Below are 12,387 nucleotides of genomic sequence, written 5' to 3' on the forward strand. Positions count from 1 at the left end.
CTCACACCCTACGAATATATCACCAAGATCTGGACGTCAGAGCCAGACCGGTTCATCGTCAATCCGATCCACCAGATGCCGGGACTAAACACCTAGAATGTTCGAGCTGTCAGTGCTGCGAACGCGTTCGGCTCGTCTCCGGATATGTAGCCGCTTGCCCCGCAAAGGCGGGCCAGAAAAGGTGAGAAGGCGCTCTTCAATGGTCAAGTGCAGTTGCTCTGACAGCATCGATGGGAACGATCACTATAGGGTGGCAGCGTTCCTGGAAAGGAGAGCGACGGGCAACTCGACTACTTTGCTCCTTACATACTCGCCTAGTGCCTTTGCTTGCGAGTCGAACCGCAATGTCTCCGTGGCGCCACCGCCGAGTAATCCTCGAACGACGAAGTTCACGGCCCGCAGGTTAGGAAGGTCATGGCGTTCAATGATGAGTTCGCGTGTTTCAGGGAGCAACTCGCGGATGACATCAGGGGTCAGCTCCGCTTCTAGCCAGCGGTAGCCGGCATCGTCGCGTGCCCAGAGGCCGACGTTGGCATTTCCGCCCTTGTCGCCGGACCGAGCGTCGAACAGCTCACCCAACGCAGCCGCACGCGTGGCCCCGAAAACTGCGTCCGATGGCGTTTTCGCAACCGGTTCGCGCGGCAAAGAGGTCGCGGGCGGTTGCGGGGCAGCGATCCGGGTACCATCCGCGAGCACCGCCTCGTGCTCCAACACGCTCTGCGGGAGCATGCCTGGCCAGTAGACCCCATAGGCGTTCGCTGCTCGCGATCCCGTTCTCAGAGAGAACAGCCCAGGATAGCTGGCGAGGCCCAACTCCACCGATGCGTCGAAAAAGGCACGTCCGACTGCGTGTTCCGCACCTTTGACCGACACGCGTAGGAGCGACGTCACCCCCAGCTGATCGCCCGAGGCTTCGCTCAACCCGCCGATATGGTCAAAGCGGAGCTCATCGATCGATGCGCCTTGAAGCAATGCCCGAAAGCCGTCCTCAACAAGCTTGGCCTTTTTATCCCGGTCGAGCCCGGTCAGGACGAACATCATGCTGTTCTCGAACCCGCCGAGCGCCGTCATCGCCACCTTGGTCGTGGCGGGCGGCGGAGCGCCGCGGGTTCCGATTACTCGCACGCAATTATCGTCGCAGTCCTCGAGCCGAATTGTGTCGAGCTGAACTGTCACATCCGGATTGAGGTAATCCAGTCCTTGGATCTCGTAGAGCAGCTGTGCAGTCACCGTCCCAGTCGTCACCGCGCCACCGGTGCCCGCGTGCTTGGTAATCACGCATGATCCGTCGGCATCGATCTCGGCCAGCGGGAAGCCGGGGCGGATCATGTCCGGGATCTTCGCAAATCCCGAATAGTTGCCGCCTGTCGCCTGCGTTCCGCATTCGATTATGTGCCCGGCGACTACCGCCCCGGCGAGCCGGTCCCAATCGTCCATCGCCCAGTCGTGCCACCAGATGGCCGGGCCGACGATGACCGACGCATCCGTGACCCGGGGACAAATGACGATGTCGGCACCGGCCTTCAGAGCGGCCACAATGCCCCACGCGCCGAGATAGGCATTGGCGGTCAAGGGCGGTGTGCCCCAATCAGTGAGCGGCTTGCCCGTGTCGAGATGCTCCAGCCGGTGTCCGGCGGCTTGGAGATCGTCCAGACGGTCGAGGACATCATCACCCTCGACATGCGCGACGTTCAGCATGACCTGCCGCTTGGCGCAGAGATCGCGCACGGTCGCGGCGAGGCCGGCCGGGTTGAGCCCGCCTGCGTTGACGACGATCTTGACGCTCCGTGCGGCGATCTCCTCGAGCAGCGGATCGATCTGCGTCAGGAAGGTCCGGGCATAGCCGGAGGAGGGGTCCTTGAGGCGGTTCTTGGCAAGGACCAGCATCGTGACCTCCGCCAGATAGTCGCCGGTGATCACGTCGACGTCGCCACCGCGCAGGACTTCTGCCATGGCGCTCAGGCGATCGCCGTAGAAGCCCGAACAGTTCGCAATCCTGACGGGGCGGCGTGGCGGTGCGGAGGTCGTCATGTGCGTGCTCCCAATGCGCCGCTCGCGATCAGCGCGGCGATGCGGCCGGCGTCGGCTCTCAACAGGTCGTGCAGAACATCCTCGGCATCGGCATCGAGGCTGGGGGCCGCGCGGACGGCGTTCACCGGAGAATCTTCCAGCCGAATGGCTGAACCCGGGACCGGAATCGTGCCGCGAACCGGATGCTCGACGTCGCGAATCATGCCCCTCTCGCGCAGATGGCGATCGTCGGCGACCTCCCGCACCGTCAGCACGGGGGCGGAGGGCACGCTATGCTCCGCCAGCCGCTCCACGAGTGTCCAGCGATCCAACGTGGCCGTCCAGGCCCCCACCGCCGCATCGAGCGCGTCGATGTTGGCGATCCGACTCGCCCGATCGGCGAAACGGGGATCGCTCGCGAGGGGCTCGCCTCCGACAGCCATGAGGACACCGCTCGCGTGGCGTTCGCTGACCGACATGATGGCGATGTGGCCATCGCTGGCCGGGTAGACGTTGTAAGGGGCAACCGCGAGCCCACTGTGCCGATTGCCGGTGCGCTCAGGGACGGTACGCGACGGGTCGTTGAAGATTGCGCCCAGCGGCGACGCCAGAGCAGGATAGATCGTGTCGTGCATCGAAACCTCGACGATCTGCCCCCGCCCCGTCTTCTCGCGCTGGTACAGCGCGGCAGCGACCCCGCCGAAGAGGTGTACGCCGCCCATGATGTCTGCAAACGCCGGGCCCGTCTTCGTCGGAGGGCCGTCGGGAAAGCCGGTCGAGGCGATCACGCCCGCCATCGCCTGTACGGTGATGTCCATGGCCGACATGTGGGCATAGGGGCCCGAGTTGCCGTAGCCTTTGCCCGAGGCGTAGATCAGTCGCGGATTGAGATCGAGCAGGCTCGCGGGCGGAAGGCCCATTCGCTCCATCGCACCAGGCGCGAAATTCTCGATCACGACGTCGACCTCGCAGACGAGATCGCGAAAAAGGTCTCGTCCCGCTTCGGTCTTCAGGTCGACGACGATGCTGCGCTTGTTCGAGTTCAGCATCATGAACTCGTGCGTCTCGACCCGATCAGTCGATCGATAGCGCAGCCGCTCTCCCCCTGGCGGCTCGATCTTGATCACGTCGGCACCGAGCAGCGCCAGGAGGAGACCGCAATAGGGGCCATTGTAGATCTGGCCCATATCGAGGACGCGGATGCCGCTGAATGCCGTCTTGTTCATGGGGTTCACGTCAGAACTTCGCCTGGAAACCAGCTGTGAAGTACCGCCCAATCACGTCGTACAGCGCGAAGTTCGTGCTGCGGTAGCCGCCATAGGGAATGGTAGGAACGATCGGCGGCGTGCGATCAAACAGATTGTTCACTGTCGCAAAGAACTGCGCGTTGCCGCCGGCTCCCGGGATATTAAAGCGGGCAGTAACGTCCGTATACCAAACCGGCTCGACATGGTTGCTGGCGAAGGTACCGGGCGCCGCGGTGGTGTCGATCTTGCCGCTGCCAATATAGCGTTGCTGGACGAATAGATCGAAGGGCTGGGCGACGTAGTTGATGGAAAAGGTCCCGCTCCACCGCGGCGTCCCCTGCGTGCCAATGTCGCCCGCTCGGTCAATCGGCGCGGTTCCTGGCAAGGTGGTCTCGTACTTGTCCAGATAGGTGAGGATCGTCCGCAGCCGGACGTTGCCCCCCCCCAGATCGAACCCATACAGCGCTTCGAGATCGACGCCCCTAGTTTTGATGGATGACAGGTTGAGCGTCGGGATCTGCAGGGTAAGCTGCCCTGGATTGGTGATCTGCGCACACGCCGGCGCGAAGCCGCTGTTGCACTGGTCGATCGTCTGCTGAGGCGTGAGCTGCGCGATGGCGCCGCTCAGCTTAATATCGTAATAGTCGACCGATAGGTTGAAGCCTGGGATAAAAGTCGGCCGGAAGATCGCGCCGGCCGTGATAGTATCCGCGCGTTCGGGCTGAAGATTGGGGTTGCCGCTCCGGCGGCCGATGAAGGCGGTGCTCGCGTTGTTGTAGAGCACAGTACCCTGGATGCTCACCGGCCCGGTGAACAGCTCAGAGACGTTCGCCGCCCGGATATCGCGCGAGCGCGTCGCACGGAACCGGAGCGACTCGAATGGCTCGTACGAGCCGCCGACCTTCCAGGCGGTGAGCGTTCCCACCGTGCTGTAGTCGATCGCTCGGATCGCGCCGTTGACCGTCAGCGAATGCGCGATTGGCGAGTCCTTCAGCAGCGGCGCCTCCAGTTCGACGAAGCCTTCCTTCACGTCATAACTGCCGGCCAGCGGCTGGGGATTGGAGAGGTAGAAGGAGCCGCGCTGGCCGACAAAAGAGGCTGGCAGGCCGCGGACTCCAGCGGCAGAGATGACCGTCTGCGACAATTCGTCGGACGTCTGGTTCGCGCTCTCGCGCCGGTACTCGACACCCGCAGCCAACTGCACGCGTCCGGCGGGCACGTCGAAGAGTCCGCCGCGCACGGTCAGCGCGGCGACATCCTGCTTCAGCTTGAGCAACTGGACCGCTGAACCGTTAATCCAGGATAGTGCAGCCTGAGAAGGTGACCCTTCGCCGAACAGGTTGATGGGAACACATCCCGGGTCGAGACCTTGCAGCGTAGAACGACAGACGATCTGGTTGGTGGTAGGATTCACGACGGCATCTGCGGCCGCGAACAGGCGTCGGTAGATGGTGTTATTGTAGGTCTCAACGCGATATTCGTTGGAGCCGTGGGCGTAATAGCCTTCCGCTTCCCAGTTGCCATCGATCTTCCATTCGAAGCCGGCGGTGACCCGCCAGGTGTCGCTCCGCCCGTCCACGCGCGCATAGCCGAAGTCGCGATTGACGCGGGCGAGCCGGAACGACGTCGCGCCCGCGGCCGCAAGGCGTGTGCGGATATCGTTCGGCAGGAAGGCGTTGTCGTTAAAGATCGTGTACGCCGTCCCCGACGTTTGCGAAGGCCGCGCCAGATCATAGCTGGAGGTGGATCGCGCGGCCGACCCTTCTGCGAAGACGCTCAGGCCGCTTGTCAGTTCGCCAGTCAAGCGTCCGAAGATGTTGTAGCTCTCCAGCCCGGCCGTGAAGCCGAACTGCGTCGGCGCACCGTCGCCACCGATCATGGTCGTCGCCGTGACGGCGGTTCCGAGCTGGAATGGGGCACTGACGCCGCCCGGCAGAAACTGCGTGTTGTTGAGTGGCCCTCCGACGATCAGCCCACCGAACGATGCATTCGAGGCTACGCTGGGCGCGATCAGGCGCGCGGGTGAGCCGGTTGGATTGACAATGATCGCGTAGGCGGCGTCGGCCCAGGGCCGCTGACCAGGCGCGTGGATTTCCCCCGTGCGGCGATATTCGGCGCTCAGCAGAAGATGGGCCGAGTCGTTGAACAAGGAGGAGCCGAAGGTGAGCGCGGCCTGCTGTGAAGGGCCATCGCCCAAGTCCGACACGCCGGCCTGCACCCGTGCCCTCAATCCGGTGAAATCCTTGTCCAGGATGAAGTTGACGACGCCGGCCACCGCGTCCGAACCATAGGCGGCGGAGGCGCCGCCCGTGACGACCTCGACCCGCGAGATCAGGTCTTGGGGGAACAGGTTCACGTCGGGCGAGCCCGCGGCACTCGCGGCGACGACGCGTCGGCCATCCAGTAGGGTAAGCGTGCGCTGCGACTCGAGCCCGCGCAAGCTAAGGAAGGCAGCGCCGTTGCCGCGCACGGCCGACGGCCCCGCCGTAGACGAACGCGACGAGTTGCGGAACTGCGGAAGCTGGGTGAGCGCGTCGGTGAGCGACGTCGGCGCTGCCGCGCGCAAGTCGGCAGTGCTCGAAACGGTCACCGGCGTGGGCGACGCGAAACCGGACCGGAGCCGAGTTCCAGTGACGAGGATCTCGGCACCCTCGTCCTGTGCGGCTCCGGTGCCCGGATCTGCCGTGCTTGCGCCCGTGCCTCCGCTTTGCTGCGCCGCGACCACATCCTCGGGCGTGGCAGGGCAGTCCTTCTCGGCGGAATTGTTTGTGGACGACGCACAGTCGCCTCGTCCCGTGACGCTCCCGGGAGTTGCGTCCTGTGCAACTGAGGGGGCGGCGACGAGGATCGCCATCAGCGCCGATGACGCCAGCAAAGCCTGTTTCATCATTCTCTCCATCTGGTGTTGAGGGACGCCCGTGGCGGGCGCGGCGATCATGAAAGGTGACGCTGCGCCGTCTCGAGATCGGCCCGGATCGAGCGTCGCGCGGACCAGAAGAGGGCGAACGGGACGAAGCCGATGAAGCTCGACATGATCAGCGCCATCTGCACCCCGCGGCCCGACCCCAGGCCTGCGGAGGTCGAAAACCAGTCGCTCATCAGCCCGACCGTGAGCGGCCCCAGTCCCAGGCCGATCAGGTTGAGCACGAGGAGGAGGAAGGCCGTCGCAGTCGCCCGCATGTGCGGCGGCGCGACCCCCTGCTGCGTCGTATGCACGGAGCCGAACCAGAGCGAGTTGAAGAGGCTGGGGATGGTCATCAGAGCAAGGGCAAGCCACGCCTGAGGAACCAGCACCGCTGCAATGTATGTGGGGATCGTCACCAAGGCGGCGATCGCCGGAATCGTTGCATAGGCCCGAACGTCGCGCCGGCTTGCACGATCGGCCATCTGCCCGCCGAGCCAGACACCGAGCGCACCGGTGATGCCGGTGGCGAGCCCAAGCGCGACGCCGAGGAAGCCGGCGCGCTCGAGCCCAAAGGTCGCTGCCAGCCGCGCCAGTTCCCCGTCGTGCATGCGGAAGAAGAACGACGCGGTGAAGGGCGCGTGGCCGTAGGTGACGAATGCCTGGAACGCGGTGGCGAGCACGAAGAGGCGGTAGGTCCGGATGCGGGCGAGAGTGGCGACCGTTTCGCCGAAGGTCGACCTGCCGCGTGCGGCGATGGTCCGCGCGGATAGGCCGCGGCGGGGCTCCCGCAGCGTCAATCCCGCCAATAGGGCGAGCAGCACGCCCGGAAGTCCCACCACGAGGAACGCCGAGCGCCAGCCCACGGCATCGAGCAGCAGCCCGCCCAGCGCCAGTCCCATTAGCGAGCCGAGCGGCACACCGATGTGGTAATGGGCAAGCGTGGACGCGCGCTTCTCAGCCGGTGTGTAGTCCATGATCAGCGACATGGCCGGCGGCGTCAGCCCCGCCTCACCGACGCCGACACCCACTCGTCCGGCAAGCAGCTGGACGAAACTGCCCGCATAGCCACACACGGCGGTGAACAGGCTCCAAACAGCCACAGCTATACCGATGATGACAGGTCGATTGCCGTGCTCGGCCACGCGCGCGATGGGAATGCCAGCGATCGTATAGAGCAGCGCAAACGCCAAGCCCGACATGATTCCGATCTGCCAGTCGGCGAGCTGCAGCTCGTGCTTGATGGGCTCGGCCAAGATGTTGATGATCTGGCGGTCGAGAAAGCTCAGCATGAACAGCGCAAGCATCAGCGTGACGGCGTACCGCCGATACCCGATGGGCTGAGGTGCGATCGCGCCTGTCGAGCTATCGACCAGCGCTACTCCGCTCCTGTCCAACGCATCCCTCCAATATTTTTGTTTATGAGCCCATATTCCATCTCATGGAACGACTTGTCTACCCCAAATAATTCTGCGTGCAAAAGAGCCTTGACGTGAAAACGCCATTCTATCACACAGAACAACTGAGAGGTGGATCATGGAAGATAATCCAGCACGCGCTTCGGAGTCGCTGATGCGGTTCTTCGAGAATATGCGGTCGCGCATTGGCGAACGTCGCCGTCGTCACATCGGGATCGTCAGCGAGATACTGATCCGCCGCTATGCGCTCGCCATCGGTGAGCTTGACCCAATCCACCACGACGAAGCCGCCGCCAAGGCTGCGGGTTTCGCCGGCCTCGTTGCGCCGCCAAACCTGCTTGCGGGCGTCGCCGAATGGGGAGCCGGCTTGCCCGAGGACGAGCTAACCCCGGACGGCACTGTGCGGCTGGAAGGTACGGGCGACCTGCGCGTCATGGGTGCGGGTGAGGAGATGGAGCTGCTGCAGCCCGTTATCGCGGGCGCGGACGTGTACGATGAAGAGATCATCGAAAGCGTCGATCTCAAGCAAGGCCGCAGTGGCCGTATTGTCTTCGTGACTACGCTCCACGAATTCGTCGAGGCCGACGGCACCGTCCTGAACCGCAATCGCCGCACCATCCTCGCGCGTGCCTGATCCGGAGTGCAATCCACGATGACCGGCCCCCTGCTCCCTGGCGAAAGCCTGCCCGAAATAGTGATGGTTCCAGCCGCTCTACAGCTGTTCCGATACAGCGCCGTGACCTGGAACGCCCACCGCATCCACTACGATCACGAATGGGCCGCGCACGAAGGTCACGGCGGCCTGGTCGTGCATTCGCATCTGCACGCCGCTAACGTGCTTCGCGCGCTGACCCAGGGACTTGGCAGCGAGTGGCACGTCCGCAAGGTCGCCTATCGCATCGTTCGTTCCGCCGTCGCCGGCGACACGCTGACGGCACGAGCGGAGCTGACAGAACGCTCGGCGGACGGCCGGACGCTGATTTTCGCTCTCCGCGAGTATAATCAGAACGGCGACAGCTGCCTCGAAGGCAGCGCCACCGCGGAGACACGACGGTGAACGCCGCTCACGGTTTGGCGATCCGCGGTGCCTGGCGGCCGGCAACAGAGGCTGCCGTGGCGGCGTTGCCGGCAACGTTGGGCGTCTTTGAAGTCGCGAGCGACGACGGGGAGATTCAGCTGATCGGTTATGCCGGCGGGCGTTCACTCTTCGGTCTGCGATCGAGCGTCACAGCCGCTCTGGCGCGCGATTCGCGCACCAGCCTGAAGGTTCGAGTCGAGCAGAACATGCAGTATATATCGCGGTGGAAAGAACTGCTGATGCTCCACATCGGCCGACACGGTGCACTCCCGCCGCTCAACGACTCCAACGACATCATCGAACTGGGCCGCCTGGGGCCAGCGGTTCAGGGGGACAGACCATGATCGACTTTACGCCCACTCAGGAACAGCAGGCGCTGATCGACGTCGTCCGCCGCTTCGTCCGCGAAGAGATCGTGCCGCTCGAGGCGGATCTGGACCCCGACGCGAGCGAGCTCCATCCCGAAGATGCGGCGCGTCTGGAGGCGAAGGTGCGTGCGCTCGGGCTGTACGGAATGGATATCCCGGAGGAATTCGGCGGCGCCGGACTCGACGTCGTGACCCGGACGTTGCTGGCGTTCGAGATGACGCAGCACCGGGGCGGCTTGTACGCACCCTGCTATGGCGTGTTCGGCGGCGCCGGCCTAGCGCAGCTCTACGACGCGACGGATGACCAGAAGGAACGCTATCTCTATCCTATGCTGCGCGGCGAGAAGCACGGCTACTTCGGCCTGAGCGAGCCGAGCGGCGGCAGCGACCCGGCTCGCGCAATTCGGACGCGCGCGGTGCAGGATGGCGACGACTGGATCATCAACGGGTCCAAGCTCTGGATCAGCGGCGCGGACCGGGCCGACTTCGGCGTCGTGTTCACGCGCACCGGCGAAGGTCGCGAAGGGATCACTGCCTTCATCGTCGATACCGACACGCCCGGCTTCCAAGTCCGTCGCGTGGTGCACACAATGCGCTCGACCCATTATGCGACGGAGCTGTCGTTCGATGACGTCCGGGTGTCGGATCGCAATCGCCTTGGCGATGTTGGCAAGGGATTCGCACTCGCCAACGGGCGGCTGAGCGCGCAACGCATTCCCTATGCCGCTCAGTGCGTCGGCGTCGCCGAAGTCGCTCACCGGATGGCGGTCGCCTATTCGAAGCTGCGCGAAACCTTTGGTCAGCCGCTCGCCGCACGTCAGGGTATTCAGTGGATGCTGGTCGAAAACGAGATCGATCTGCGCAGCGCCCGGCTGCTGGTGCTGCAAGCCGCGGCCAAGGCGGATGCCGGGGAGCCGTTCCGAACGGAGGCGGCGGTCGCTAAGATCGTGGCCACAGAGGGCGCGGGCCGAGTCGTGGATCGCGCGATCCAGATCCACGGCGGCTTGGGCGTGAGCAAGGAACTTCCGTTGGAACGCTGGTACCGCGAATTGCGTATCCGGCGAATCGGCGAAGGTCCGACGGAGGTGCAGAAGGTCATCATCGCACGCGACTTGCTGGGTCGCGTAGCTGGCTAACACGAGCGGTCTGCTTTTCGAACAGCGTTCCGAACTCATAGACCGTGGGAGTCATTGCCGCTAACTAGCCATGGATAATCATCAGCATGGAACCTCGGGCACGATGCACGCCTTCGTGTCGGAGGCGAGAACAGTCTTGACCCCAGCCGTCCTGCGCACGCTCAAGATTCTAGACTCTCTCGCTCGTCGCGGACCGACGCGGCTCTCCGAGCTCGCGCGCGAGTTCGACCTGCCCAAGAGCAACGTCCATCGTCTTCTCCAGAGCCTGATGGAGGAAGGATTCGCGCAGCAGGACGACACCGGCCGCTATGAAGCCAGTATGAAGGTGCACGAACTCGGCGCGCTTGTTGCTAATCGCAATCCGGTGAAGCGGGCGGCCACGCCGTTTGTGCAACAGCTCCATCAGGCCACGGGCGAGACCGTCGCGCTCGCGGTGCTGGTAGACAGCGACATCCTCTATGTGGAGCGGGTGCTTTCCCTGACGCCGCTTCGAGCTACCCTGCGGGAAGGGTGGAGGGTGCCTGCGGCGTTCACGGCCGCCGGAAAGGTGATCCTCGCTCATCATGCCACCGGGCTCGAGCTGTTGGACACCATCATCAGCACGGTACCCGAGGCGGCAGGGCTCGATCGTGCGGCGATGATCGACGAGTTCGAGTGCATTCGCGATCAAGGCTTCGCCGTCAGCCGCAGCGGGTGGACCCGAGGGATCAATAGTGTGGCTGCTGCAATTGCCGACCACACGGGCGGTCCGGTCGGCGCGTTGGCGCTCATCGCTCCGGCGGAACGCCTGAGTGAGGAGCAGGTCCCCGAGGCCGCCCTCAAGGTGCTGAACGCCTGCGCTCGGGTGAATGATCTCCTATCCGCGCGGTGAACGCGTTCGGGGGCACTGTCAGACGTAATGCACCGGCTGGTAATCGGCGCGGGTTAGGGGGTTGGACATGCCCCGCCCGCGCCAGCCTGCTAGCCCGTTCCGCTATTTCAACTCCTCGCCCGAGGTGATCAGGCTCGTGGTGCTGATGTACGTCCGCTTCTCTATCGCGGTCTGTGTCAAGGTGCGCGCGTCATCGGGTGCCGCCTGAAAGGCGGCACTGGGTGGTACGGAGGAGCGCCGACGAGTGGCGGGGTAGACCTGTTGTTCTGCCGAGCTTGAGGTTGCCGCACGGGGTTCGCGCTTCTCTCCGAGGTCGACGCTGTGGTCGCCTCATGATGGGGTAAGAAAGGCGGATGGACCAATCTTTCCGGCGCCCTTGCCGTTATTGGCAGGGCTGCGGACGTAACGATCTCACACCACCTTCGTCCCCGTGAGGACCTCTTTCTGCCGAGGGCAGAACTGGAAAGCTGCTGCTGGTGACGATCAAACGGCCGCAGCGGGTTCGCTGCCCCAGCGGAAGTCTGTGCCGTCGGTCCACATCCGATGGAGGATCACCGCCAAGCGACGTGCCACGGCGACGATGGCGCGGCGCATGCCACGCCGCTGCGCCACCCGCATGCCCCAAGCCTTGAGCCAAGACCAACTCCGGCTCTGGGTAAGCAGGATTTGCGCCGCCTCGTACAGCATCGTGCGCAGCATGGTGTCGCCAGATTTGGAAATGCCGCCGTCATAGTCGATTTCGCCCGACTGGTGACGCCGCGGTGTAAGCCCGACGTGGGCACCGACTGCTCTCGAATGAACGAAGCGCTGTGGCTGGTCGATGGTCGCACGGTAGGTCAACGCAACGACGGCGCCGACGCCTGGCGCGGTCATCAGTCGTCGGCAAACAGGATCGTGTCGGACGACATCAAGCAGCATCTTGTGCAGCCTGGTGAACTCGTGGCGCATGACGCGCCGGATGGTGAGCAGCGGCTCGACGATGGCGGCTAGGCTGGGCAACCCCGCGACCAACTCACGAATGCGGGCCTCGAACCCGACCTGTCCGACCATACCGACCTTCAGGCCGAAGTTGCGGAGCGTGCCGCGCAGGTCAGCATCGATGTCGAGCATCTTGCGCTGGACCAGCTTGCGCGCGGTCAGCAGCATCCGCTTCTCCTGGCTCGCCAGCGTCTTCACGTGCACCGGCTTGAACAGGCCAACGCGCATCATCTGGGCGATGCCGCGCGCATCGTGCCGGTCGGACTTGTTGATCTGCTGCGCCTTAGGTGTTTAGTCCCGGCATCTGGTGGATCGGATTGACGATGAACCGGTCTGGCTCTGACGTCCAGATCTTGGTGATATATTCGTAGGGTGTGAG

10 protein-coding genes and 1 pseudogene are annotated in these 12,387 nt (G+C 64.2%); 6 read left to right on the forward strand and 5 right to left on the reverse strand.

The window, feature by feature from the left end; all coding sequences use genetic code 11:
* Positions 1 to 243 precede the first annotated feature (243 nt).
* The 4 genes from BMX36_RS20820 to BMX36_RS20835 are packed head-to-tail and all read right to left on the reverse strand — an operon-like array spanning position 244 to position 7,556.
* Positions 244 to 2,031, reverse strand: coding sequence for an acyclic terpene utilization AtuA family protein (locus tag BMX36_RS20820; RefSeq protein WP_093068448.1), 1,788 nt, complete (start codon positions 2,029 to 2,031; stop codon positions 244 to 246).
* Positions 2,028 to 3,236: a CaiB/BaiF CoA transferase family protein gene (locus BMX36_RS20825; protein ID WP_093068451.1), complete on the reverse strand. Its 1,209-nt coding sequence runs from the start codon at positions 3,234 to 3,236 to the stop codon at positions 2,028 to 2,030. The genes BMX36_RS20820 and BMX36_RS20825 overlap by 4 nt, the downstream gene beginning before the upstream one ends.
* A 10-nt stretch (positions 3,237 to 3,246) precedes the next feature.
* On the reverse strand, positions 3,247 to 6,144 hold the full coding sequence (locus tag BMX36_RS20830) for a TonB-dependent receptor plug domain-containing protein (RefSeq protein WP_218142225.1): 2,898 nt from the start codon (positions 6,142 to 6,144) through the stop codon (positions 3,247 to 3,249).
* Between the two features lie 47 nt (positions 6,145 to 6,191).
* Positions 6,192 to 7,556, reverse strand: coding sequence for a spinster family MFS transporter (locus tag BMX36_RS20835; protein WP_256210957.1), 1,365 nt, complete (start codon positions 7,554 to 7,556; stop codon positions 6,192 to 6,194).
* Between the two features lie 139 nt (positions 7,557 to 7,695).
* Between BMX36_RS20835 and BMX36_RS20840 the strand changes: the two genes are divergently transcribed.
* From BMX36_RS20840 to BMX36_RS21890, 6 genes are all read left to right on the forward strand, one after another.
* The gene (locus BMX36_RS20840; RefSeq protein ID WP_093068459.1) at positions 7,696 to 8,211 is read left to right on the forward strand and encodes an FAS1-like dehydratase domain-containing protein; all 516 of its coding nucleotides are present in this window, start codon (positions 7,696 to 7,698) and stop codon (positions 8,209 to 8,211) included.
* 18 nt (positions 8,212 to 8,229) lie between these two features.
* Positions 8,230 to 8,634, forward strand: a complete 405-nt coding sequence (locus tag BMX36_RS20845) for a hotdog family protein (protein WP_093068462.1) — start codon at positions 8,230 to 8,232, stop codon at positions 8,632 to 8,634.
* A 56-nt stretch (positions 8,635 to 8,690) separates the two neighbouring features.
* A complete protein-coding gene (locus tag BMX36_RS20850; protein WP_093068465.1) occupies positions 8,691 to 8,999 on the forward strand; it encodes a DUF7508 domain-containing protein in 309 nt (102 codons plus the stop codon).
* On the forward strand, positions 8,996 to 10,159 hold the full coding sequence (locus tag BMX36_RS20855; protein WP_093068468.1) for an acyl-CoA dehydrogenase family protein: 1,164 nt from the start codon (positions 8,996 to 8,998) through the stop codon (positions 10,157 to 10,159). Before BMX36_RS20850 ends, BMX36_RS20855 begins: the two co-directional genes overlap by 4 nt.
* A 136-nt stretch (positions 10,160 to 10,295) precedes the next feature.
* Positions 10,296 to 11,030, forward strand: a complete 735-nt coding sequence (locus tag BMX36_RS20860; RefSeq protein ID WP_218142226.1) for an IclR family transcriptional regulator — start codon at positions 10,296 to 10,298, stop codon at positions 11,028 to 11,030.
* A 67-nt stretch (positions 11,031 to 11,097) separates the two neighbouring features.
* Positions 11,098 to 11,238 (forward strand): hypothetical protein, encoded by a 141-nt coding sequence (locus BMX36_RS21890; protein ID WP_177179235.1) that lies wholly within the window; start codon positions 11,098 to 11,100, stop codon positions 11,236 to 11,238.
* Between the two features lie 275 nt (positions 11,239 to 11,513).
* Here the strand turns inward: BMX36_RS21890 and BMX36_RS20865 are convergent.
* Positions 11,514 to 12,284: pseudogene (locus BMX36_RS20865) on the reverse strand (IS110 family transposase); the annotation flags it as partial.
* Positions 12,285 to 12,387 lie beyond the last annotated feature (103 nt).

The sequence above is a fragment of the Sphingomonas sp. OV641 genome, from assembly GCF_900109205.1.
Taxonomy (GTDB): Bacteria; Pseudomonadota; Alphaproteobacteria; order Sphingomonadales; family Sphingomonadaceae; genus Sphingomonas.

Bases quoted from the DNA above. Each gene is read 5' to 3' on its own strand.
- BMX36_RS21890 (WP_177179235.1), top strand. From the start codon at position 11,098: ATGCCCCGCCCGCGCCAGCCTGCTAGCCCGTTCCGCTATTTCAACTCC.
- BMX36_RS20825 (WP_093068451.1), bottom strand. From the start codon at position 3,236: ATGAACAAGACGGCATTCAGCGGCATCCGCGTCCTCGATATGGGCCAG.
- BMX36_RS20820 (WP_093068448.1), bottom strand. From the start codon at position 2,031: ATGACGACCTCCGCACCGCCACGCCGCCCCGTCAGGATTGCGAACTGT.
- BMX36_RS20830 (WP_218142225.1), bottom strand. From the start codon at position 6,144: ATGAAACAGGCTTTGCTGGCGTCATCGGCGCTGATGGCGATCCTCGTC.
- BMX36_RS20855 (WP_093068468.1), top strand. From the start codon at position 8,996: ATGATCGACTTTACGCCCACTCAGGAACAGCAGGCGCTGATCGACGTC.
- BMX36_RS20840 (WP_093068459.1), top strand. From the start codon at position 7,696: ATGGAAGATAATCCAGCACGCGCTTCGGAGTCGCTGATGCGGTTCTTC.
- BMX36_RS20845 (WP_093068462.1), top strand. From the start codon at position 8,230: ATGACCGGCCCCCTGCTCCCTGGCGAAAGCCTGCCCGAAATAGTGATG.